The organism is Qipengyuania zhejiangensis, assembly GCF_035607565.1.
GTDB lineage: Bacteria > Pseudomonadota > Alphaproteobacteria > Sphingomonadales > Sphingomonadaceae > Qipengyuania > Qipengyuania zhejiangensis.
This window is the reverse complement of the sequence record NZ_JAYKGO010000003.1, coordinates 253,707-277,043: the sequence shown is the minus strand read 5'-3', so window position 1 is coordinate 277,043 and position 23,337 is coordinate 253,707. Positions and strand designations below refer to the sequence as shown.

Below are 23,337 nucleotides of genomic sequence, written 5' to 3'. Positions count from 1 at the left end.
GTGGGTAAGGAGCGGCCGAGGCTGGGGATTGTTCCGAAGCCCCCTTTCGCAGGCAAGGTGTTCCAGCTATGTTCCTGAAATGGATACATCCTCCCTGATTGTCGTCGTCGCTGCCCTGATTATCGGACTTGCAATCGGCTGGTTCGCCGGTTCGCGCCCGGTCGCGGACTGGAAGGCCCGCCATGCGGAACGCGATGGCGACGCTAAGAAATACGCCGACGATGTCGCGCGCATGACCCCCGAACTCGCGACCATGTCCGAACGCGCCGGGCGGGCCGATGCGCTGGCCCATGCGCTGGACACCGCGCGGGAAGAACTGGCCGCCCTCAAGGCGGAACGCGCCGGATTTGAAGAGCAGAAACGCCTGCTCGAGGAAAGCCGCGCCAACCTGCTCAAGGAATTCGAGAATACGGGCGCAAAAGTGCTCGGTGCGGCGCAGGAAAAATTCCTCGCCAGCGCCAGCGAACGCTTCGGCCATTCCGAAAAGGCGAGCGAGGAGAAGCTGCGCGCGCTGCTCTCGCCGGTGGGTGAACGGCTCAAGAAATACGAAGAGCAGGTCGCCGCGCTGGAAGAAAAGCGCACCGATGCGTTCGGCCGCCTCTACCAGCAGATCACCGAAATGCAGCGCGGCCAGGAGGAGGTCCGGCGCGAAGCGCAGCGGCTCGGCCATTCGCTGACTAACGCGCCGAAGGCTCGCGGGCGCTGGGGTGAACGGGCGCTGCAGAACGTGCTCGAACAATGCGGCCTGTCCGAACACACCGATTTCATCCTCGAACATTCGGTGGAAACGGACGAAGGGCGGCTGCGGCCCGATGCCATCGTGAACGTACCCGGCCAGAAGAAGCTGGTGATCGATTCCAAGGTTTCGCTCAACGCCTATCAGGCAGCGTTCGAGGCGGACGACGGCGAGGAACGCCTGCGGCATCTGGACCTCCACGCAAAATCCATGCGCAACCACGTCCAGACGCTGGGTTCGAAAAGCTATCAGAGCCAGTTCGACGATGCGCCCGATTACGTCGTGATGTTCGTCCCGGGCGAACATTTCGTCGCCGCCGCTCTCGAACACGATCCCGAATTGTGGGATTTCGCCTTCCGCAACAAGGTGCTGCTAGCGACGCCGACCAACCTTGTCGCGATTGCGCGCACGGTGGCGCAGGTCTGGCGGCAGGACACGATCGCGCAGGAAGCGGTCGAAATCGGCAAGGCTGGCGCAGAATTGTACGATCGCCTCGCCGTCGCTGCCGAACACATGAAACGCGTGGGCGGCGGGCTGGAAACGGCGGTCAACAATTACAACAAATTCGTCGGCAGTTTCGAACGCAACGTCCTGAGTTCAGGCCGTCGCCTGGCTGAAAAGGGCATCGAGATCGGCAAGCGCGAGATTGACGACGTGCCGCTGGTCGAAGCAACGCCGCGATACACGTCCGACGATGTCACGAAGATCGCGGACAGCTCCGACGTCGCCGGGTAATCGCGCTGCACACGGGGGCGCACGCACGGGTGCGGTAGCGCGAACGGATTTGCCGCGCTACGCAGGGCCGGATCACATGGGGGTGGGATTTGGGCGACGCTGCGGCTGGCTATCGGACTGACAGGTTTTTTCCGCGACTGGCGGATCCGATTGGCGTTGTCGCGGCGGACCGGCGGTTGGTGTTCGCCACCTTGCTGCTATTCAGCCTTGCGCTGCGGATTGCCAACTTCGGGGACTGGAACTTCGAGGTCGATGACCAGTGGTATGCCCTTGTCGGCCACAGGCTGTTGGCTGGCGATACGCTTTACACCGACATCTTCGATCGCAAGGGGCCTGCCCTGTTCCTCACTTACTCGGCGCTCGCCGTGTTCGGGAGTTCGGTCGTCCCCTTCCAGATTGCCGCCACCCTCTGCGCCGCCCTGACGGCCTTTGGCACCGCGCAGATTGCCGCGCGTATCGCCGATGCACGCAGCGGTTTGGCCGCCGGCCTCGTACTTGCGGCAATGATGGTCGTTCATGGCGGCGCCAATGGGCAGACACCGGTGTTTTACAATCCGCTGATGCTTGTTTGCGCCTGGGCTGTCATCACCAGGATCGACCTGCTGTCCCGCGGCGAAATCGACCGGCGGGTGCTGGCGGGGTTCGGGGCCGCTGGACTGGCCATAGCCTTCAAGATGTCGGCCGTTTTTGAAGGCGTCTACTTCGGTCTTTTTGCGCTGACTGTCATGCTGCGAAGCCACGGGCCGAGCCCGCGCGTGTTCCTGAATGCGGCGATGCTGGCGCTGATGGGGGCTGGGCCGATGCTTGCCACGGCGGCGTGGTACTTGCTGACTGGCCACTTCGCCGACCTGTGGCAGGCCCTTGTCCTGTCGAACTTCGAGCGCACGTATTTTTCCGACCTCGAACGGCTCCAGCGGACCAAGCTCTTCCTCACCCTTATCTGGCTGCCGCTGACCCTTGCATCAGGGAGCATGGCGTTGCTCTGGATGCGCGGCGAATTCGACGCGAAGGCCGGGTTCGTTCTGGGCTGGGTGGTTGCCGCCGTCTTTGCCGTGCTCGTCTTTCCGGCATTCTATGTCCACTATATCCTGCCCGCCTTGCCGCCCCTGTGCATCGCGATGGCCCCCATCGTCCGCCGATCGCGCGCGGTCACCATGGTCGCCTTGGGATTTGCCGCGCTGGCGGTCTGGAACAGCGACCAGGTCGATTCGGCATCGCGCACGCAATCCCGTGCGGAATCCGCCCGGCTGGTCAGCTATCTGGCTACAGAATTGCCGAACCGCCGCCTCCTTGTGTGGGGTTCGCCGAGCTATCTCTATGAATTGACAGGCTCCCGCCCGCCAAGTGTGCTGGCTTTCCCGCCGCACCTTTTTCACATGCTGGAAGCAGGGGCGAGCGGGCGCGATGAAGTCGACGAGACACGCAAGATACTGGCAAATCGGCCCGATGCGGTGGTGATCCAGAGCCCGTTGACCACGCCGGTCAATGTGGCCGCCGACGATATGGTCCGATCCTATGTGCAGACATGCGGAAAGGTTCGCCGCTTCACGATGCGGGACCACTTCGGGCCGCAAGCGCACACCGTCTACAGTCGCTGTGGGACCGATCGGGCACGCAGGTAACACTGCCTGCAAAGGGGGCGAGCCGGTCGGAGCGCATGACAACCGCAAGACGCCTGCGTAGCAAGGGTGCAACTGAGCAATCGGGAGGGGCCTTGATGTCGCAAAAGACGAAACGATGGCTGCGGGTATTCGCGGTGGCAGCGCTGATGATCGTGCTGCCGGTGGCCGTCTTCTATCCTTTTGCCGGAAGCATTGTGGATACCGTTCGCGATTTCGGCACCATGTCACCCGCGGGTGCATTTTTCGCGACGATTGCCGTCCTGCTGCTCGATGGCGTGATGGCCATTCCCCACGGCCTCGTCGGCGCTTTGGCGGCTGCTGCGCTGAGCTGGCCGCTGGCTTTCGCCGCCACGTGGTTGGGCCTGATGGCGGCGAGCTGCGTGTCCTATGCGCTCGGGCGTTTTGCGGGCAGGCCGCTGGCCCGGCGCGCTGTGGGCAAAGACGATCTGGAAATCGCCGAACAGCGTGCCGATGGGGTTTCAGCGTGGCTGCTTTTCGCGACGCGTCCGGTGCCGGTTCTCGGCGAAGTGTTGCTGGTTGCGGCAGGGATCGCCCGCTATCCGTTTCGCCGTTTCGTACTGGCGGTTGGTGGCGCGAACACCATCCTGTCGATCGGATATACCGGTATCGGGCAATATTTCGGTGCGCTCGACACGGGGAATATTGCACTGATCGCGGGGGTCGGTGTGCCGTTGCTCGGGGCGATCGGATATGGAATGGCCGTCCTCCTGATGCGAACCGGCAAACCCTAGGCTGACCGGCCGTCAATCGAGGTTTGCGAGGACCTCGTACCCCAGCACCGCGGCGGCGACGGCCGCGTTCAGGCTGTCCGCGCGCCCCTTCATCGGCATGGTGACGCGCAGGTCGCACGCCATTTCGTAGTCTTCTGGTATGCCGCGGCTTTCGTTGCCCACCATGATGAAGCATGGCGCAGCGTAGGCGGCACCGCGATAAGGATGCGCGTCCCGCAGGCTCGCGGCGACCAGCTGGCCGCTGCCCGCGCGCAGCCATTCGCGGAATTCCGGCCAGTCTGCCTGGGCAATCTGCTGCGTGAAGATTGCCCCCATGCTGGCGCGCACCGCTTCGACGCTGAAAGGGTCGGCGCAATCATCGATCAGGATCAATCCTCCCGCGCCAAGCGCATCGCCGGTGCGGAGCATGGTGCCTAGATTGCCCGGATCGCGCAGCGCCTGCGCGACCAGCCAGATGCTGGCCCCCGAGCGGTCGAGATGACCGAGCGAGGTATCGAATTCGGCAAAGACGCCGGCAACCGCCTGCGGATTGTCCTTGCCGGTGATCTTGGAAAGGATGTCGGGCGAGGTCTCGATGATTTCGCCGCCGGCTGCGTCCACCGCGTCTTCCAACGCCGCGAGCAAGGGGTGCGGGTCGCGCCCTTCTGCCAGGACCAGAACCTCGGGGATGCGCCCGCATTCGCGCGCATCGGTGAGCAGGCGGAGGCCTTCGGCGAGGAACCGCTTTTCGCGCTTGCGATGCTTCTTTTCGCGCAGCGCCCTCAGCGCCTTGACGGTGGGATTGGAAAAACCGGTAATCCGGCGACGTTCGGGCATTTACGGTTCCCCGAAGCCATCCTCGATCATGGCGGCGAGGGTGACCATCGCGTCTTCGCCGCCACTACCGGAAACGATCAGTTCGATCGTGTCACCTTTTGCGGCGCCGAGCATCATCAGGCCGAGGATCGAGCCGCCTGCCGCCTCGTTCCCGTCCTTGGACACGCGCACGGCGCAGCCATCGGGCAGTTCGGCAACCGCGTTGACGAATTTCGCGCTGGCCCGTGCGTGCAGGCCACGCTGGTTGACCACGGTGAGGGTACGCCGCAACTCGCTCAAGACGCTTTCCGCGCGCTGTCGAGGTCCTGGCCGAGGAATTCACTGGCCACGGTGATGTAGTTGCGGCCCGCGGTCTGCGCTGCGTGCACAGCTTCTACCACGCCCATGGATTTGCGCGCGCCCGCCAGACGGATCAGCATCGGCAGGTTGATCCCCGCGATCACTTCGATCCTGCCCGCGTCGAGCAACGAGATGGCGAGATTGGAAGGTGTGCCGCCGAACAGGTCGGTCAGGATGATGGCGCCGTCCCCGGTATCGACCGCCGCGATCGCGTCGGCGATATCCTGGCGGCGCTGTTCCATGTCATCGTTCGGGCCGATGCAGATGGTCGCCACGTCTTCCTGCTTACCAACCACGTGTTCCATCGCATCGATGAAATGTTCGGCCAGCCTACCGTGGGTAACGAGGATCATGCCAATCATGCGCGACTTTATCCGATTACGACCTTGGTGCGATTCATGCCGGGTTCTCAACCACTATGTGGTGCGGGAATCAACGGCGTTCGAGCGGATCTGCAGGCCGGCTACCCAAATTGCGGTGGATTACCGTGGGCGAAAACCCCGCCTCACGCAAGGCCTGACCGGCGCGTTCCGCACTGTAAACCGAACGGTGTCTCCCACCGGTACACCCGAAAGCGATGTTCAGATAGCTGCGGCCTTGCGCGGCGTAGCTGGGGAGGAGTTCCAGCAGCAGGTCTGAAATACGTTCGAACGCAGGCGCAAAGGCCGGATCGGCGGCGATGTGCGCGCCCACGGCTTCGTCCAGCCCGGTCTGTTCGCGCAGTTCGTCCACCCAGTGCGGGTTGTCGAGAAATCGCATGTCGAACATCAGGTCCGCCAGCGGGGGCATCCCGCGGGCAAAGCCGAAGCTGGAAATGGTAATCGTCATTTCGCGCTGGGCGCTTTCCCCAAACCGTTCGCGCACCACCTGTTGCAGCTGGTTGGACGAATAGCTGCTCGTCTCGATGACAATCTCGGCCCAGCGGCGCATCGGTTCGAGCAATTCGCGTTCGGCCTTGATCCCGTCATGAACCGGGCGCCCGCGGGCCATCGGGTGCGGCCGGCGGGTTTCGTTGTAGCGGCGTTCTATCTCGCTGCTGGCGCAATCGAGAAACAGCGTCGCCAGCTCGACGTCGGGGCGCTTGTCGAGCTGTTTGCACAATTCGATGATTTCGCCCGGGATGAAACCGCGCGTTCGCGAATCGAACCCGATGGCGAGCGGGGCTGCGCTCCCGTCACCGTTGACCAGGCCGCCGAGCAGGCGCACCGGGAAGTTGTCGATCGCCTCCCAGCCAAGGTCTTCGAGGACCTGCAACGCAGTAGACTTGCCCGCGCCGGAAAGGCCGGTGACCAGCAGGATACGCTGCGGCGAAGGTGGGGGCGAATCATCAGCCATCGGCATCCCTTGTCGACCCTTCGCCGTCCCGGGGGAAGGGCAGTCCGTGGAGCGACAGGGCATATTCCGCCCGAAGCGCCTGCGCCGCATCGCCAGCGGCAAACGGCAGAATAGGAATATCCACGCCTTCCAGCCGGGTGGTCCCCACCTCGAGCGGATAGCGCGCCGCATCGGCGTGGAGGGACAGCACCAGTGCCACTGGCGCGCTGGTAACAGACATCTGCACGATACCGACATTGCGGATTTCCAGCATTCCGGCGGTGTTCGGTGGTGGACCGGCGATCAGAAAGTCCGCTTGCCGGTCGAGCGTGACCGCGTCGTCCCCGATCAGGGTCGCGCCGCGATCTATCAGCGAAAGAGCCAGGGCTGACTTGCCGCTGCCCGGTGCGCCCGTGATCAGCAGCGCCCGCCCGCCAACCGCCACGGCGGTAACATTTGCGTGGACCGCGCCCGTCATCGGCTGGCAGGCAGGCCCAGTACAAGACAGGCGCCGTTCCGGCCGTCAGCACGCGAGGACGCCACCAGGGTCCCGTCGTGCGCTTCTGCGATGGTCCGCGCGATTGCCAGGCCAAGTCCCGAATGCTTGCCGAAATCTTCGCCTTCGGGCCGGTCGGAATGGAAGCGCTGGAAAACTTTCTCGCGTTTTTCCTCGGGTATGCCGGGGCCTTCGTCGCAAATGGTCAGGGTGATCCAGCTGTCCTGGCGCACAAGCGCTGCATCGATACGTCCATCGGCAGGCGAAAACGAGACGGCGTTGTCGAGCAGGTTTTCGATCACTCGCTCCAGCCGCACGGGCACGCCCATCACGGTCAATGGGGCGCCTTCGAACGAGACCGAAAGCACGCGGCCGTCGTTCTCCTCGCGCTCTTCGCGGCTGGCGCAAATGTTGGCGAGCAGCGCCTTCAGGTCCACTGGTTCGAATTCCGCGCGCGAAAGTTCGGCGTCGATGCGGCTGGCGTCGGAAATCTCGGTAACCAGCCGGTCGATCCGCTGGACGTCGTGGGTGGCGATGTCCAGCAACTGGGCGCGCAATTGCGGGTCCTGCACCTTTGCCAGCGATTCGGTGGCGCTCCGCAGGCTGGCCAGCGGGTTCTTGATTTCATGCGCGACATCGGCGGCAAAGCTTTCGACCGCGTCAATGCGTTGGCGAAGCGCCCCAGTCATGTCGGACACCGCCCGCGCCAGCATCCCGATTTCATCGCGCCGATCGGGCAGGCGTGGAACTTCGACCTGGCGATCGCGCCCCTGGCGCACCCGCACCGCGGCATGGACCAGCTCGCGCAAGGGCCGCACGATCGTTCGCGCGAGGAAGAGCGACAGGAGGGTCGACACGAGCAACGCCAGCAGCACGACCATCAGCACGGTCGATCGGGCGTTGCGGACGCTTTCGGTAATGTCGACGGGATTGCGGGTCAGCAACAGGGTGTCCCCGTCCAGCCCCACGGGCGCGGCTGCGTTGATGACATGGGTTCCGTCGGGCGCATCGCGCAGCACGATCTGCGTGAGGCTTTCCTCGCGGGCACGGGTCAGCTCGGGCCAATCGGCCACGTCGTCGGTTTCCGGTTCGCGGTAATCGGGCAGGGAAGGCGCGCCGACAATGCGGTCGAACCAGCGGTCGACACGCAGCGACAGGTCGCCCTGATCGACTTCCGCAGGCTCGGGCAGATCGAAACTGGGCGGGGCAAGGGCAAAACTGTCCGATTCAAGCTTGCCGTCGGGGCCGTACACGCGCAGCCGCAGGCGCTGTTCCTTGCCGATCTGTATCAGCAGGGCTTCCTGGCGCTGCGGCGTTGCGCCGGCCAGCGCCTCGGCCGTGATCTGCGCCTCGACCAGCGCCAGCTTGAAGCGTTCGTCCAGCAATTGCTTGCGATAGACATCGACATAAATCACCCCGCCGCCCAGCAGCACCAGTGGCAGGACGTTGACGAAGAGTATGCGGCTGGTGAGCGATAACCGGCGCGACCACCGCAGCTTTTCAAGCCGCGGATCGCCCTTCAGTACGCTGCCGATTTCGGACACGACGAAGCCGCCGGTCAGCTGTCGGCGAAGCTGTAGCCAGCCCCGTACAGCGTTTCGATGGCGCCGAATTCGCGGTCGACGCTGCGGAACTTGCGGCGCATCCGCTTGATATGGCTGTCGACCGTCCGGTCGTCGACGAACACGTCGTCGGGATAGGCTGCGTCCATCAGCTGGTTGCGGCTCTTGATTACGCCTGGACGCGCCGCCAGCGCCTCGAGCAGGAGGAATTCGGTGACCGTCAGCGACACCGGCTTGCCGCCCCACGTCACGTGGTGGCGGGCCGGGTCCATGTACAATTGCCCGCGGTCGATGACTTCGCCGTGCTGCTCTTCGGCAATGTCGGACACCGGCAGCGGGCGGCGGGCATCGCTGCGGCGCAGGATCGCACGAATTCGGGCCAGCAGGAGACGCAGGCTGAACGGCTTGGCGATATAATCGTCCGCGCCCATTTCCAGACCCGCCTGTTCGTCCGCCTCGTCATCCTTGCTGGTCAGGAAGATGACCGGCAGCGGCGATGTCTGGCGCAGTTGGCGCAGCAGTTCCATCCCGTCCATCTTGGGCATCTTGATGTCGAAGATCGCAAGGTCGGGCGGGTTGTTGAGCAAGGCACCCAGCGCCGCTTCGCCATCCGAATAAAGGCGCGTGGCGAATCCTTCCGCCTGCAACGCGATCGACACGGTCGTCAGGATGTTGCGATCGTCATCGACCAGCGCGATTACACGTTGGTCCGGATCGTTAGGGTTTGCGCCCTGTATCGCATCGCTCGTCATGACCGGATGACTATCGCTTTTCTCATGGCAAGACAACGCGAGCGTGTGCCGCTGATAGGTTAAATCGCGCCCTGCCTATTTGACGCAGCGAAAGCGGCGCATTATGCGCCACTGCGAAAGCCACGCATTCGTATGCGGGGCCGATTCCAAATCAGTAACGCACGCGCGCGCTGGAGAAATTTCGTGACTTTTCCGCTTTCCCGATCGCTGTCCGCCCAAGGTATCGAAACGTCCGCTTCGATCCACCCGAACCTGACGTCCGCCGAACTGACCGAAGCGGCGCTGGCCCGCGGTGAAGGGCGCAAGGCAAAGCACGGCCCGCTGGTCGTCGAAACGGGCAAGCACACCGGCCGCAGCGCGAAGGACAAGTTCATCGTGCGCGATGCCGAGACCGAAGATACGGTCTGGTGGGACAACAACGCATCGATGACGCCGGAACATTTTGCCGCGCTCAAGGCCGATTTCCTCGACGCGCTGAAGGACAAGGCCGACCTGTTCGTGGCCGACCTGTTCGGCGGTTCGCAGCCGGAATACCGCGTCAATGTGCGGGTCATCAACGAACTCGCGTGGCACAACCAGTTCATCCGCACCCTGCTCGTTCGCCCGACCGAGGCCGAGCTTGCCGATTACGCCCCTGAATACACCATCATCGACCTGCCCACGTTCCACGCCGATCCGGCACGGCACGGGTGTCGCAGCGAAACCGTCATCGCGGTAAACCTGTCGGAAAAGCTGATCCTCATCGGCGGTACGAAATACGCCGGCGAAATGAAGAAGAGCGTTTTCGGCATCCTCAATTACCTGCTCCCGGCCAAGGGAGTGATGCCGATGCACTGTTCGGCCAACGTCGGTTCCGACGGCAAGAGCGCGGTGTTCTTCGGTCTTTCGGGTACTGGCAAGACGACCCTTTCGGCCGACGCCAGCCGGACGCTGATCGGCGATGACGAACATGGCTGGTCCGACACCGCCGTCTTCAATTTCGAAGGCGGCTGTTACGCCAAGATGATCCGCCTCAACCCCGAAGCGGAACCGGAAATCCACGCCACGACCCGCATGGAAGGCACCGTGCTGGAAAACGTGGTGATGGACGAAGACGGCATCATCGATCTCGACGACAACAGCCTGGCTGAAAACACCCGCGGCGCCTATCCGCTGTCGTCCATCCCGAACACCTCGGCGGAAAACATGGGCCCGCCCCCGTCGAACGTGATCATGCTGACTGCGGATGCGTTCGGCGTGCTCCCTCCGATCGCGCGGCTCACGCCCGATCAGGCGATGTACCATTTCCTGTCGGGTTACACCGCCAAGGTCGCGGGCACCGAAATCGGGGTTACCGAACCCGAAGCCACCTTCTCGACCTGTTTCGGCGCGCCCTTCATGCCGCGTCATCCGTCTGTTTACGGCAATCTGCTCAAGGAACGCATCGCCAAGGGCGAAGTGCATTGCTGGCTGGTCAACACCGGCTGGACCGGCGGCAAATACGGTGTCGGCAACCGTATGCCGATCAAGGCCACGCGCGCCTTGCTGAATGCGGCACTCGACGGCAGTCTCAACGACGCGGAGTTCCGCCGGGACCCCAATTTCGGCTTCGAAGTGCCCGTTAGCGTGGCTGGCGTCGACAGCGGCATTCTCGACCCGCGTTCGACCTGGGCCGACAAGGACGAATTCGATCGCACCTCACGGAAGCTGGTGCAGCTGTTCGTCAACAACTTCGAACCGTTTGCCGCCCATGTCGACCAGGGCGTGCGGGATGCGGCACCTATCGCCGCCTGACGGTTTTGTGCCCGCGACGCGGGCCTACCAGTTGGAGAGGAGGCCCCCGGCCGCAGCAATGCGGACCGGGGGCTTATTATTTCCGGTCAGACCGCGCATAGTACCCCTTTGTAGCGAATGGAGAAAACCGCATGAGTCTTGCCCAGGTCCTGCAGCAGAACGGCACGATTGCCAGTATCGCGCGCGAACTGAACGTGGATGAGGCCACGGCCCTTTCCGGCGCGCAGGCGTTGCTGCCGGCGCTGGTAGCGGGGATGGGCCGCCAGGCGGTTCCTGCGGCTGGGGCTTCTGCGGGCAACCTTGGCGGGTTGGGCGATATCCTGGGCAGGGCTCTGGGTGGCGGCAGCACTGGCGGCGCGGCGGGCGGCAGTCTGGGCGGTATCTTGCTCGACGCAGTTCTGAACAAGGAACCCACCGCGACCAAGCCGGGCAACGACATTCTCGGCGAGATTTTCGGGAGCAAGGATGTCAGCCGCGGTGTTGCCGAAGAAGTGTCCGGGTCCACCGGTATTCCGGTCGAACTGCTCAAGAAAATGCTCCCCATTCTCGCGATGGCCGTGGTCGGTTACGTGATGAACCAGAAGTCCGGCGGCGCGCAGCCGCAGGGCGGCGGCGCAATCGGCGGCGCGTTGGGCGGCATTCTCGGCCAGGTCGTCACGGGCATGATGCGCCGGTAGGGCGCGCGGGCCTACCCCTTGGCCTGCGCGATGTAGCGGGACACGTTCTTTGCCATCACGTCCAGCGGTGAATTGCCGCCAAGGATGACAGCATCGTTGAACGCCTTGAAATCGTAGGCGCCGCCGAGTTCGCTTTGTGCACGGGCGCGTTGTCGGCCGATTTCGGAATGGCCGATCTTGTATCCGCACGCCTGGCCAGGCCAACTGCAATACCGGTCGACTTCAGACGCCACTTCGTCCGGCTTCGATCCGTTGCGTTCGACAAAGAAGGCGCGGCCCTGTTCGCGGCTCCAGCGCTTGTGGTGCAGGCCGGTGTCCACCACCAGTCGGCAGGCGCGGAAGGCCAGGCTTTGCAGATACCCCAGGCGGCCAACCTTGAATTCGTCATACGCGCCGAGTTCATCGGCGATCTGTTCGCCATACAGCGCCCACCCTTCGGAAAAGGCGCTGAAGGCGAGGATCGAGCGGATGAGCGGCAGTCGGTTGGAATATTCGCCTTCCCAGACGTGACCGGGAATGGTTTCGTGGAAAGTGAGATCGGGCAGATCGTATCGGCGATGCAGGTCGGTGGACCGCAGGTTGATCCACATCCGGCCCGGTATCTTGCCGTCCTTGCTGCCGGCCCCGCCATAGGCCCCCGGCGCGCCGGGCTCTTCTTCGGGAGGAAGGCGGCGAATTTCCATGTTCGGATCAACCAGTGTGTTGAACGCGCGGGGCATCTGCGCCTTGATCCAGTCAACCTGTTTCTGGATGAATTCCATGATCTCGGCGCGACCCCGATCGCCTTCGGAAAACTGGTATCGCGGGTCGTCGCTCAGCGCCTGCATCCGTTCACCCACGGAACCCGACGTGTATCCGATTTCGCGCAGGATCGGATCCATGCGGGCGTGAAGGCTGTCGAGTTCGTCGAGACCGATTTCGTGGATTTCATCCGGGGTGAGCGACGTGGTGGTCGCCGCGCGCAGGGACCATGCGTAATATTCGTCCCCGCGGGGCTGGCTCCACATGCCCGGATCGCTATCCGCGACCGCACGCTGCTTGAGCAGTTCGGCGAGCTGGTTTTCGAGCGCTTCGGCAATCGGTCCGGTTTCCAGCGTCATCGCGCGGTTGGCATGGCTTTCGGGCATTCCTTTTGCCGCCAGCTTGGCGCGCAAGGGCGCAGCGAACAGTTCGCCCTTCATGGCCCGCGTCAACGTTGCCTTGAGCTGGTCGATCGCCTTGTCGATCAGGAAATCGGGCGGGACGCAACCCATCGCCCGCGCCGCTTCGCAACGTTCACGCTCGCCCGCGAAGGCAGAAGGCATTGCCTCCAGTCGCGCCACGAAGGCATCGGCATCGTCGCCATCTTCCAGCGGCTGGGTCGATTCCATGAAGCGCGGAAAATCGAGGTAGGACCCGACGTTCTGGATCACCGCATAGGGCGCGTTGCGCCAACTGCCCACGGCGACATCGCCGTAAGGCAGGGCAAACCCGGCTAGCGCAGTGGAATAGGCGCTTTCGACGACCTCAAAACTGGTGATGGTGTCCGCATCAAGCCCTTCGCGGGGGAAGGCGCGCACCCGCGCCAGATCCTGCCGCAAGGTGTAGGCGTAAGCGTCCTGCCCCGCTTGCGACTGGTCTTCCAGCTTGTAGCGCAATTGCGCGAAGCGGCCGGTATCCACACCCAGCCCGGTGGCGCGTTCCGGTTCGTGGGCAAGGAGGTTGTTGCCCACCACTTCGAGCAAGCGGTTGGCGGCAATCTGCGTCGCCTGCGCCACCCCTTGCGGGCGCGGCATCGCAACGCAACCGCCAAGGGTGAGGGCCGTGGTGGCGCCAAGCCCGGTAAGGGCCTGGCGACGGGTGATTTCGAAAGTGGTCTGGTTCATGGCGGGCGGTGTGCGACGCCCGCGCATGTGTGTCAAATCAGTCGAGAAATTCGGCCGGAACCTTGCCGCCATTTGCCGACAATTCGTTCATCGTCCGGCGGTGAAGCCAGATGTTGTCTTCCGCGCTGCCGGAATAATCCTCGCGGCCCAGTTCGTGGGCCAGCGCCTTGCGGCTTTCGTAATCGGAATCGACACCAATCAGCTTCATCAGATCGACGATCGACGTGCGCCAGTTCAGGCGATCCGCGCCGGGCATGGAATCGAGATTGTTCTCGATATCGATGACGGGAATGGCTTTGGGTTCCACGACCGGGGCATCCGCCCATGCGTTGCCGGTGGTCTTGGGCTGCGGAACTTCCTGCGCGTTCGCCTTCTTGCCGAAAATTGCGTCCTTGATCTTGCTGAAAATGCTCATGGCATTGCCTCCTGCCGGGCAGCCGGAATGGCACGCCGCTTCGCCCGATCAACGGCCAGGCATACCAGACGTTCCGTGCGAAAGACTTGCGGCGCACCGCGGGCGATCTATGGGGAAAGGATGCTCGATGCCGTCCTCTCGCTCACTGTCCTTGCCGCCATCGTCCTGCTTGTCGGCGCCTTTTTCCTGTGGCGGCGGACAGGCAATGTGAAGAACGCGTTGCTGATGGTCCTCCTGGCCCTTGTCGCCATGGTCAATGTGGCGATCTGGACCTTGCCCGATGCCGGCGGGCAAGCCCCGCTCGACAAGCTCGAGCAGGGCGCCCGCTAGGCGTTTATTCGGGCAGTTCCCAGAGGACCGAGCTGGAGTAACTTCCGGTCACCGGCTGGCCATTGCTGCCGCGTGCCGGTTCGAAGCGGGCCCGCCTGCTAACGAGCGTGCAGGTGGCTTCGTCCAGTTCGGCGTGGCCTGTCGATCCGGTAACGGTACAGCCGGTCACCCGCCCGTCCGCAGCAATTTCCAGCCGGAAGCGCGCAAGACCGGTCAGGTCGCGACGTGCCCAACTGGACCGGTAATCGTTGTCGGAAAGCCACCGGGCCGGATCGTTCTTGGGCCGCGCCACCACCGGATCGAAGCCAGGCTTGGGTTCGGGGCGCGGAATGTCGAGCGTGATGCGCGTTTCGACCTGCGGAACGGGCAGCTGCCGTATCACATCGGTCGTGAACACCGTTGGTTCGATGGGCTTGAGGTCCAGTTTTGCGCGTGGTGCCATCATCGGCGGCGCGGTCGGTTCGCTCGGCACCGGATCGCTGGGCGGCGGCGGCGGTGGCGGCGGCGGATCGGTGAAATCGCGGACCTTGAAGCGCGTGATTTCTTCGGGCAGCGCGCCGCTGACCGTGAGGCCGGTTACAAGGGCTGCCGCCAGGGCGGCGTGGATGCCGATAACCGCCACCATGCTGCCGGCGGACGGCCTGCGCGATTGGGTGATGTAGGACATGGGCTGGCTCCTCTTCCAGTTTCGGGAGGCGGCGACCCGACTCCACAATTAGCAATGTTACAACATCACATAGAAAAGGCAAGCTTCTACCGGTTTTGGCGAAATAGCGTTGATTTCGTTGAGTTAAATGCGGCCCAAAGGGCCGCCGATCACTTGATCGGGCAGGCCGGATCGAGCCGGAAGTCGAGGTAATTGTCGACCGCCGCCATCAGTTCGGCCTGTTCGTTCTCGAAGAAGTGGTTGGCCCGGGGGATTTCCTCGTGGTGCACGGTGATGTGCTTTTGCGTGCGCAGCTTTTCGACCAGCTTGGTGACCGAATTGGGCTGTACCACCGTATCCTGCGCGCCATGGATAAAGATGCCACTGGCGGGGCAGGGGGCGAGGAAGGAAAAGTCATACATGCTGGCGGGCGCACCGATGCTGAGCCAGCCGCGGATTTCCGGGCGGCGCATGAGCAGCTGCATGCCAATCAGCGAACCGAAGCTGACACCGGCAATCCAGGTCACCTGCGCTTCGGGATGGATCTGCTGAACCCAATCGAGCGCGGCAGCGGCATCGGACAATTCGCCAACACCGTTGTCGAAGCTGCCCTGGCTGCGGCCGACACCGCGGAAATTGAAGCGCAACGTCGCAAAGCCGCGGTTGACGAAGGTCTTGTACAGACGCTGCGTGATCTGTTCGTTCATCGTGCCGCCGCCCTGCGGATGCGGGTGCAGGATCATGGCCACCGGTGCACGGGGGCGCGGTGCAGGCGAGAAACGGCCTTCGAGGCGCCCTTCGGGGCCGGGGAAGATTACGGTCGGCATCTGAGAATTACCTGTCGATATGGGTCTGTTACGCAGGCCACGGGTGGCGCGCTGGAAGTCGCGGGCTATATAGGGTGCTTCGTCGATTTCGCAATTGTTTCGAGAACCGTCCCATTACGGCCAAGATTTCTCCGCAGCGCATTTATCTCGATCATGCGGCCACCACGCCGCTGCGCCCCGAGGCGCGTGCCGCGATGGAAGAAGGGTTCGAGAGCTGGGCCAACCCCTCCAGCCCGCACGCCCAGGGCCGCAAGGCACGCGAAGCGCTGGAATCCGCGCGCGAACGGATCAAGGCCGCGCTGGGTTGGGATGGGGAGGTCATCCTCACCTCCGGCGCAAGCGAAGCAGCCGCGCTGGCACTGCATCACGCCGATGCGGGGCCCCCGCTGGTGTCGGCGGTGGAGCACGATGCGATCCTGCAGGCCGCCCCCGATGCGGAACGGTTGCCGGTGAGGCCCGATGGCGCTCTCGACCTGGAAATCCTGATGGAAGCTGCCCGGCGCGAACGGCCGCTTGTGGCAGTGCAGCAGATCAATTCGGAAACCGGCAACGGCCAGAATCTTGCCGCCATTGCGGGCGTGGTCCGGCAGGCGGGCGGGCTCTTGCTGGCCGATTGCGCGCAAAGCGCGGGGAAGATGGCGCTTGCGCCATGCGACATGGCAATAATCTCGGCGCACAAGTTCGGCGGACCGATCGGTGCGGGCGCGCTCCTGGTGAAGGATTACGCGATGCTCCGGCCTTCGGGTGGGCAGGAACGCGGATACCGCCGGGGCACGGAAAACACGCCGGGCGTGCTTGGCATGGCCGCTGCGCTGGAGGCGTGTGCTTCGCCCTATGTCGATCCGCGGGTGCTCGAACCGTTCGACGAACTGGCGCAGGAATGCCGCAGGTTGGGCGGCACGTGGCTTTCGGACCGCCTGTCTGACCCCACGCCCTATATCCGCGCGATCGCCATGCCCGGCATGAGCGCCACGGCGCAGGTCATGCGTTTTGACATGGCGGGCATCGCGGTATCCCAGGGCAGCGCCTGTTCCAGCGGAACGATGAAAACCAGCCGTGTGCTCGAAGCGATGCAGGTGGACCCCGGAATCGCCGCGCGCACGATCCGTGTCAGCGTTGGCTGGAACACCAGCCGCGCCGAAGTCGAACGCTTCTGCGAAGTCTGGATAGATAGGGCTGCCAAGGCATGATCTATCTCGATTATCAGGCCACGACCCCGCTTGCGCCCGAAGCGCGCGATGCGATGCTGCGCTGGCTGGACGGGCCGGGCGGCGCCGGTTTCGGCAACCCGCACAGCGCGCACCGCATGGGGCGACAGGCGAGGGCTGCGATCGAACTTGCGCGCCATCGCGTGGCCGCGCTGCTGCCGCCCGGCGGACGGGTGATCTTTACCAGCGGCGCGACCGAGGCGATCAACCTTGCCATTCGTGGATCGGGTTCGCAGGGGACGGTCTGTTATTCGGCTATCGAACATTCCGCCGTGTCCGACACCGCGCAATCGTGCGGCCCTGCGCATGTGCTTGGCGTGGACGCCGAAGGGCTGTGCCTGCCCGACCAGGCTATACCGGGCGGCACGCGGCTGGTGTGCGTGATGCAGGTCAACAACGAGATCGGCACTATCCAGCCGAGCGCCGAATGGCACCGCAAGGCCGCCGGGAACAATGCGCTTTTCCTGTGCGATGCGGTCCAGGCCTATGGCAAGATCGAAGTGACCGGGGCGGATATGATCGCCCTGTCGGCGCACAAGTTTCATGGCCCCAAGGGCGTGGGCGCGCTGTGGGTTCGCGACGGGCTGGACCTGGATGAAGTGCAGACCGGCGGCGGGCAGGAATACGGCATTCGTTCGGGCACGCTCAGTCCGGCGTTGATTGCCGGAATGGGCGCGGCGGCGCACGAGGCACGCGAACGGATGGCCGAAGATGCGGCGCATGTCGAAGCGCTGTGGCGGCGCGCCCGCGAACTGTTCGGCGCATGGGAACTGAACGGCAGCGCGCAGGCGCGCTGGCGCGGAAATATGAACATTCGCCGCGACGGGCTCGACGTGGGGCGCCTGATGAGCGATTGCCGCGACGTGATGTTTTCGGCAGGATCGGCCTGCGCCAGCGGTTCGGGACGGCCCAGCCACGTTCTCAAGGCCATCGGTCTCGACGACCGGCAGGCCAAGAGCTCGATCCGGCTGGGATGGGGTCGTTACACGACCATGGACGAAATCGAACAGGCGGCAGACGCGATCAACGAAGCGGCAGAGGCGCAGGGGCTGTGAAGGTCACATTCACGACAGCGGACGGCGAAGTGGTGGTCGCGCAAGGCGAGAGCGGCGACAGCTTGCTGCGGCTGGCGCAGGCGGCAGGTTTGCCGCTCGAAGGGACCTGTGAAGGCCAGATGGCCTGTTCCACCTGCCATGTGGTGATCGCGCAAGAATGGTTCGACCGGCTGCCCGACGCGAGCGAGGAGGAGGAAGACATGCTCGACCTTGCCGCAGGCGTCCAGCGCACCAGCCGGTTGTCCTGCCAGATCGTGCTTGGAGAGGATATGGACGGGCTCGCGGTCGCCATTCCGGCCGAAAGTTACGACATGCGCCGGTAACCGCCGGTCCGGCGCCATCGGCCATCGGTCGATTGCGCTTTGCCCTCGTGCCCGGCTGGGTTAGCCAAACGGCCATAGCTTTCGCAGACCCCCGGGAGAGAAGTCATGCGCCTCGTGTACGCCCTGTTACTTGCCGCCGCACCGATTGCTGTCGTTGCCCCTGCCGCCCCCGCCCACGCCGAAAACCATGCGGCGAGCCAAAGCAACGCCGAACTGCGCGCCTGGTTCGAAGCCAAGCACGAGGAGCAGGTGCTGGACAGCCCGATCTGGCTGACCACGCTCGGCCGCAAGGAACGCTACGGTGAAATCGACGACCTCTCGCTCGCCGCTGCAGACGAGGATCTGGCCTGGCAGAAGGCCACCGTCGAGGAGATGGAACGCACCTTCGATTACGCCAGCCTGAGTCCGGCAGACAAGCTGTCCTACGATTTGTGGAAATACGAATACGAGCAGGCCGCCAAGAACGCGCAGTGGCGCGACAGCAACTACGTTTTCACCCAGATGCAGGGCATTCACACCGGGCTGCCTTCGATCGTCATTTCGCAGCATCGGGTCGATACGGCGCAGGACATGCGCGATTACATCTCGCGCGTTAGCGGGATCGGCCGGGCCATCGGGCAACTGGTCGACATCGCCGAACCGCGTGCCGCGGCCGGCGTGAGGCCGCCCTATTTCGCGTATGACATCGTGATCGACGAAGCCAGGAAACTGTCTTCCGGCGCGCCGTTCGACGATGGCGAAGACAACGCCCTGTGGCAGGACGGACAGGCCAAGATCGCCAAGCTCGTCGAAGCGGAAACGATCACGGCTGCCGAAGGCGACGTTATGCGCGGCGATCTCGAAGCTGCGCTCAAGGGTGGCTACAAGACCGGCTACGATCGCCTGATTGCCTTCATGACGGCCGACCGGCCCAACGCGTCCGAAGTCGCGACCGGAGTCGGCGCACTGCCGGGCGGCGCGGACTATTACGCCCACCGACTGGCGTCATCGACCACCACCGACCTGACGCCGGAACAGGTACACCAGATCGGGCTGGACGATGTGAAGCGCATCCACGCCGAAATGGTCGCGATCAAGGACAAGGTCGGCTTCGACGGCGACCTCGCGGCCTTCTTCGAGCACGTCAAAACCGCCGAGTGGAACTTCTATCCTCAAGGAGAGGAAGGCGCGCAGATGTATATCGATGCGGCCACTGCCGCGATCGACAACATCGAATCCAAGCTGCCCGATTATTTCGGCCTGCTGCCCAAGGCGTCGCTGGAAGTGAAGCGGGTGGAACCGTTCCGCGAACAGGCGGGCGGGGCGCAGCATTACCGGCCGGGCACGCCCGACGGTTCGCGCCCGGGCGTCTACTACGCCCATCTGTCGGACATGAGCGCGATGCCGAAAAACATGCTCGAAGTGATCGCCTATCACGAAGGCCTTCCGGGCCATCACATGCAGATTTCGATCGCGCAGGAACTGGAAGGGGTCCCGACCTTCCAGACGCAGGTCGGATACGGTGCCTATGCAGAAGGCTGGGGCCTCTATTCCGAACGGCTGGCCAAGGAAATGTCGGGAACCTACGCTGATCCCTATTCCGATTTCGGGCGCCTGAGTTCGGAATTGTGGCGCGCGATCCGGCTGGTGGTCGATACCGGCGTGCACGCCAAGGGCTGGACCGAGGAACAGGCGATTGCCTACTTCACGGCCAATTCGCCGCAGAACACTGAAACCGTCCGCAGCGAAGTGCGCCGCTACATCGTCTGGCCCGGCCAGGCGACAAGCTACAAGATCGGGATGAACAAGATTCTCGAACTGCGCGCCGAGGCGGAACGTGAACTGGGCGAAGATTTCGACATTCGCGGTTTCCACGATGCCGTTCTGGGCGGTGGATCGTTGCCGCTTTCGCTGCTCGAACGGCGGGTCGACGGGTGGATCGCCGAACGCAAGACGAACTGAACCGGAGGCGCAATACCTCCGGCCCGGTTAGGTATTGGGCAGCAAAACCGGCTTCAGGCAATCACGGGCAACGCGCCCTTTGATTGCCTGCCGCCTCGGGACAGTTCCCCAGGTGGGGGCGGTATCCCAAGTGAGTACCAGGCCTTCGGCGCGGGATGGACCTGCGCCGAAAGGCCTTGCGCTCAGGCGGTTTCGAGCTGGGGCTTGTCGGCCGAGGTGGCGAGCATGTCGATCAGTGCCTTGCTGAACGCAGGGATGTCGTCCGGCTTGCGGCTGGTGATCAGATTGCCGTCAACGGCCACTTCCTGATCGACCACGTTGGCACCTGCGTTCTTCAGATCGGTGCGGATCGAGGGCCAGGCGGTTACGGTCTTGCCTTCGATCAGTTCGGCTTCGGCCAGCAGCCACGGTGCGTGGCAGATCGCCGCGATCGGCTTGTTGGTTTTCGCGAACATCTTCACGATGTCGACGGCCTTGGCGTTCATGCGCAGGATGTCGGGGTTGATCTGACCGCCGGGCAACAGAAGCGCATCGTATCCCGCGCAGGATTCGATCTCGTCGACAGTCTTTTCGACAGCGACGCTTTCGCCCCAGTTCTTGTCGTCCCAGCCGGTGATTTCACCCTTTTCCAGGCTGACGACCGTCGTTTCGTAACCGGCGTCCTCGACATTGGCCTTGGGCTTCATCAGTTCCGACTGTTCAAAGCCGTTGGTGGCGAGGATCATGATCCGCTTCGTCATAAGGTAACTCCTTCATTTCGTGTTACCCTCTCAACGCGTGGGAAAAGCCATGCGTTCCGTGCTGACAGGCGAACCGTGCCTCTGGTAGGGCGGAAGCCATGGCCACCACAGACCTGGATGATTCCGGCGCCGATCCGTTCGACGCCATTGTCGATGCACCGTTCGATTCAGCGCTGTCCGAGCGCTATCTCGTCTATGCGCTCAGCACGATCACGGCCCGTTCGCTGCCCGATCTGCGCGATGGGCTGAAACCGGTCCATCGGCGCTTGCTGTGGGCGATGCGCCAGCTGAAGCTCGACCCGTCCAGCGCGTTCAAGAAATCCGCCCGCGTGGTCGGCGACGTGATCGGCAAGTATCACCCGCATGGCGATGCCAGCGTCTATGACGCGATGGTCCGCCTCGCGCAGGATTTCGCCTTGCGGTATCCGCTGGTCGAAGGGCAGGGGAACTTCGGAAATATCGACGGCGATAACGCGGCTGCGTATCGTTACACCGAAGCGCGCATGACCCGGACCGCGCTGCGTCTTATGGAAGGCCTCGACGAAGGGACCGTCGATTTCATCCCGACCTACAATGGCGAGGAGCAGGAGCCGGAAATCTTCCCCGGCCTGTTCCCCAACCTGCTGGCCAACGGGGCGAGCGGCATCGCCGTGGGCATGGCCACCAACATACCCAGCCACAATGTGGCAGAAATCGTCGATGCGACGCTGGAAGTGATCGACAACCCGCACGTCGAACACCCCCGCTTGATGGAACTGTTCCACGGGCCGGACTTTGCCACCGGCGGGCTGGTGGTCGACAGTGCCGACGTGATTTCCAACGCTTATGAAACCGGGCGGGGCAGCTTCCGTCTGCGTGGTCGGTTCCATGCCGCCGAAGCGGAAAAGGCGGAGGATCGCGAAGCCGGGATCGAACGGCTGGGGGGCGGGCAATGGCAGCTGGTCGTCAGCGAAATTCCCTACCAGGTGCAGAAGGGCAAGCTGATCGAACAGATCGCCCAGCTGATCGCCGACAGGAAGCTCCCCATCCTCGAGGATGTCCGCGACGAGAGCGACGAAAGCATCCGCCTGGTGCTGGTGCCCCGCAGCCGCAACGTCGATCCCGAACTGCTCAAGGAAAGCCTGTACAAGCTGACCGACCTGGAAACGCGGTTCGGCCTCAACCTCAACGTGCTGGACCATACGCGCACGCCGATGGTGATGGGCCTGAAGGAACTGCTGACCAACTGGATCGCGTCGCAGATTGATGTTCTCCAGCGCCGCAGCCAGCACCGGCTGGACCAGATCGCGCGACGGCTGGAACTGGTCGAAGGCTATATCATCGCCTTCCTCAACCTCGATCGGGTGATCGAAATCATCCGCACCGAGGACGAACCCAAGCCGGTGATGATGGCGGAATTCAAGCTTACCGACCGGCAGGCTGAAGCGATCCTCAACATGCGGCTGCGGTCCTTGCGCAAGCTGGAAGAAATGCAGCTTCGCGGAGAGCGCGACGATCTTCTGAAAGAGCAGGAGGAGCTTGAGAAGCTGCTGGGTTCGCCCGCCCGCCAGCGCACCCGCCTGAAACGCGATCTGGCGCAATTGCGAAAGGAATACGGCGAGGACACCGCGTTGGGCAAGCGCCGGACCACCATTGCCGAGGCCGCACCCGCGGTCGAATTCAGCATGGATGCGATGATCGAAAAGGAGCCGGTCACGGTCATCCTGTCGCAGAAAGGCTGGATACGCGGTGCCAAGGGACACCTTCCGCTGGATCAGGAATGGAAGTTCAAGGAAGGAGACGGACCGGCCTTCGCGCTGCACGCGCAAACCACCGACAAGCTGCTGCTGGCTGCCGATGACGGACGCTTCTTCACCTTGGGGGCCGACCGTTTGCCGGGTGCGCGCGGGTTTGGCGAACCGGTGCGCAACACCTTGGATATCGACGCCAGCGCCAACATCATCGCGGTGATCGTCCACAAGCCGGGACAGCGCCTCCTGCTTGCCGCCACCACGGGCAAGGGCTTTGCCGCGACGACCGACGATCTCCTCGCCGAAACGCGCAAGGGCCGCCAGGTGGTCAACCTCAAGGGCGATGCGGTTATGGCCGTTGCGCGCCCGATCGACGCGGCGCACGATCATGTCGCGGTTGTCGGTGACAACCGCAAGCTGGTGGTGTTCAACCTCGAGGAATTGCCCGATCTCGGGCGTGGGCAGGGGGTCAAATTGCAAAGCTATCGCGATGGCGGGTTGAGCGATGCGACGACCTTCAGGCTGGAAGAAGGCCTCAGCTGGACGATGGGCGGCAAGGGCGACCGGACCCGCACCGAACCGGAAATGTGGCAATGGAAGGTGGCGCGTGGCGGCGCGGGCCGTTTGCCGCCGCAAGGCTTCCCCCGCGACAATCGTTTCGGTTGATTGGGGCCGCGCGGGGC

Annotated in this window: 23 protein-coding genes; 11 read left to right on the top strand and 12 right to left on the bottom strand. The window is 63.7% G+C overall.

What is annotated here, in order from left to right:
* Window positions 1-79 precede the first annotated feature (79 nt).
* The 3 genes from VR863_RS09025 (at window position 80) to VR863_RS09015 (ending at window position 3,845) form a co-directional block, all read left to right on the top strand.
* The gene (locus VR863_RS09025) at window positions 80-1,471 is read left to right on the top strand and encodes a DNA recombination protein RmuC (RefSeq protein ID WP_324828135.1); all 1,392 of its coding nucleotides are present in this window, start codon (window positions 80-82) and stop codon (window positions 1,469-1,471) included.
* An 89-nt stretch (window positions 1,472-1,560) separates the two neighbouring features.
* Window positions 1,561-3,093, top strand: a complete 1,533-nt coding sequence (locus tag VR863_RS09020) for a glycosyltransferase family 39 protein (RefSeq protein WP_324828134.1) — start codon at window positions 1,561-1,563, stop codon at window positions 3,091-3,093.
* A 95-nt stretch (window positions 3,094-3,188) separates the two neighbouring features.
* Window positions 3,189-3,845, top strand: coding sequence for a VTT domain-containing protein (locus VR863_RS09015; RefSeq protein ID WP_324828133.1), 657 nt, complete (start codon window positions 3,189-3,191; stop codon window positions 3,843-3,845).
* 12 nt (window positions 3,846-3,857) lie between these two features.
* On the opposite strand, the gene VR863_RS09010 is transcribed toward VR863_RS09015, so the two are convergent.
* From VR863_RS09010 to VR863_RS08980, 7 genes are all read right to left on the bottom strand, one after another.
* Window positions 3,858-4,661, bottom strand: coding sequence for a TrmH family RNA methyltransferase (locus VR863_RS09010; RefSeq protein WP_324828132.1), 804 nt, complete (start codon window positions 4,659-4,661; stop codon window positions 3,858-3,860).
* Window positions 4,662-4,940 carry an HPr family phosphocarrier protein gene (locus tag VR863_RS09005; RefSeq protein WP_324828131.1) on the bottom strand — a complete coding sequence of 93 codons (279 nt, stop codon included), beginning with the start codon at window positions 4,938-4,940 and terminating at the stop codon, window positions 4,662-4,664.
* Window positions 4,937-5,362 (bottom strand): PTS sugar transporter subunit IIA, encoded by a 426-nt coding sequence (locus VR863_RS09000; RefSeq protein WP_324828130.1) that lies wholly within the window; start codon window positions 5,360-5,362, stop codon window positions 4,937-4,939. Before VR863_RS09000 ends, VR863_RS09005 begins: the two co-directional genes overlap by 4 nt.
* Before the next feature lie 70 nt (window positions 5,363-5,432).
* Window positions 5,433-6,335, bottom strand: a complete 903-nt coding sequence (rapZ, locus tag VR863_RS08995; protein WP_324828129.1) for an RNase adapter RapZ — start codon at window positions 6,333-6,335, stop codon at window positions 5,433-5,435.
* Window positions 6,328-6,792, bottom strand: coding sequence for an HPr kinase/phosphorylase (locus tag VR863_RS08990; protein WP_324828128.1), 465 nt, complete (start codon window positions 6,790-6,792; stop codon window positions 6,328-6,330). Before VR863_RS08990 ends, rapZ begins: the two co-directional genes overlap by 8 nt.
* Window positions 6,789-8,345, bottom strand: a complete 1,557-nt coding sequence (locus VR863_RS08985) for a stimulus-sensing domain-containing protein (protein WP_434785006.1) — start codon at window positions 8,343-8,345, stop codon at window positions 6,789-6,791. Before VR863_RS08985 ends, VR863_RS08990 begins: the two co-directional genes overlap by 4 nt.
* 23 nt (window positions 8,346-8,368) lie before the next feature.
* A complete protein-coding gene (locus VR863_RS08980) occupies window positions 8,369-9,124 on the bottom strand; it encodes a response regulator transcription factor (RefSeq protein WP_324828125.1) in 756 nt (251 codons plus the stop codon).
* 183 nt (window positions 9,125-9,307) lie between these two features.
* Between VR863_RS08980 and VR863_RS08975 the strand changes: the two genes are divergently transcribed.
* Both VR863_RS08975 and VR863_RS08970 read left to right on the top strand, forming a co-directional pair.
* Window positions 9,308-10,897: a phosphoenolpyruvate carboxykinase gene (locus VR863_RS08975; protein WP_324828124.1), complete on the top strand. Its 1,590-nt coding sequence runs from the start codon at window positions 9,308-9,310 to the stop codon at window positions 10,895-10,897.
* A gap of 131 nt (window positions 10,898-11,028) precedes the next feature.
* On the top strand, window positions 11,029-11,574 hold the full coding sequence (locus tag VR863_RS08970; RefSeq protein ID WP_324828123.1) for a DUF937 domain-containing protein: 546 nt from the start codon (window positions 11,029-11,031) through the stop codon (window positions 11,572-11,574).
* Window positions 11,575-11,585: 11 nt separating this feature from the next.
* Here VR863_RS08970 and VR863_RS08965 read toward each other — a convergent pair whose 3' ends face one another.
* Both VR863_RS08965 and VR863_RS08960 read right to left on the bottom strand, forming a co-directional pair.
* The gene (locus VR863_RS08965) at window positions 11,586-13,439 is read right to left on the bottom strand and encodes a DUF885 domain-containing protein (RefSeq protein WP_324828122.1); all 1,854 of its coding nucleotides are present in this window, start codon (window positions 13,437-13,439) and stop codon (window positions 11,586-11,588) included.
* A gap of 37 nt (window positions 13,440-13,476) precedes the next feature.
* Entirely contained in the window at window positions 13,477-13,854 is a 378-nt protein-coding gene (locus VR863_RS08960; protein WP_324828121.1) for a DUF3597 domain-containing protein, read from the bottom strand.
* Window positions 13,855-13,974: 120 nt separating this feature from the next.
* Between VR863_RS08960 and VR863_RS08955 the strand changes: the two genes are divergently transcribed.
* Window positions 13,975-14,184: a hypothetical protein gene (locus VR863_RS08955; protein ID WP_324828120.1), complete on the top strand. Its 210-nt coding sequence runs from the start codon at window positions 13,975-13,977 to the stop codon at window positions 14,182-14,184.
* 4 nt (window positions 14,185-14,188) lie between these two features.
* Here the strand turns inward: VR863_RS08955 and VR863_RS08950 are convergent, their stop codons facing one another.
* Window positions 14,189-14,851 carry an energy transducer TonB gene (locus tag VR863_RS08950; RefSeq protein WP_324828119.1) on the bottom strand — a complete coding sequence of 221 codons (663 nt, stop codon included), beginning with the start codon at window positions 14,849-14,851 and terminating at the stop codon, window positions 14,189-14,191.
* A 149-nt stretch (window positions 14,852-15,000) separates the two neighbouring features.
* Window positions 15,001-15,657, bottom strand: a complete 657-nt coding sequence (locus VR863_RS08945) for an alpha/beta hydrolase (protein WP_324828118.1) — start codon at window positions 15,655-15,657, stop codon at window positions 15,001-15,003.
* Window positions 15,658-15,782: 125 nt separating this feature from the next.
* Between VR863_RS08945 and VR863_RS08940 the strand changes: the two genes are divergently transcribed.
* The 4 genes from VR863_RS08940 to VR863_RS08925 all read left to right on the top strand — a co-directional run bounded on the left by VR863_RS08940 (window position 15,783) and on the right by VR863_RS08925 (window position 20,184).
* Window positions 15,783-16,847, top strand: coding sequence for a cysteine desulfurase family protein (locus VR863_RS08940; RefSeq protein ID WP_324829250.1), 1,065 nt, complete (start codon window positions 15,783-15,785; stop codon window positions 16,845-16,847).
* On the top strand, window positions 16,844-17,920 hold the full coding sequence (locus VR863_RS08935) for a cysteine desulfurase family protein (protein WP_324828116.1): 1,077 nt from the start codon (window positions 16,844-16,846) through the stop codon (window positions 17,918-17,920). Before VR863_RS08940 ends, VR863_RS08935 begins: the two co-directional genes overlap by 4 nt.
* On the top strand, window positions 17,917-18,243 hold the full coding sequence (locus VR863_RS08930; RefSeq protein ID WP_324828115.1) for a 2Fe-2S iron-sulfur cluster-binding protein: 327 nt from the start codon (window positions 17,917-17,919) through the stop codon (window positions 18,241-18,243). Before VR863_RS08935 ends, VR863_RS08930 begins: the two co-directional genes overlap by 4 nt.
* A gap of 105 nt (window positions 18,244-18,348) precedes the next feature.
* A complete protein-coding gene (locus VR863_RS08925; protein ID WP_324828114.1) occupies window positions 18,349-20,184 on the top strand; it encodes a DUF885 domain-containing protein in 1,836 nt (611 codons plus the stop codon).
* A 182-nt stretch (window positions 20,185-20,366) separates the two neighbouring features.
* Here VR863_RS08925 and VR863_RS08920 read toward each other — a convergent pair whose 3' ends face one another.
* A complete protein-coding gene (locus tag VR863_RS08920) occupies window positions 20,367-20,924 on the bottom strand; it encodes a type 1 glutamine amidotransferase domain-containing protein (RefSeq protein WP_324828113.1) in 558 nt (185 codons plus the stop codon).
* Window positions 20,925-21,022: 98 nt separating this feature from the next.
* On the opposite strand from VR863_RS08920, the gene parC reads away from it, so the two are divergent.
* On the top strand, window positions 21,023-23,320 hold the full coding sequence (parC, locus tag VR863_RS08915; protein WP_324828112.1) for a DNA topoisomerase IV subunit A: 2,298 nt from the start codon (window positions 21,023-21,025) through the stop codon (window positions 23,318-23,320).
* Window positions 23,321-23,337 lie beyond the last annotated feature (17 nt).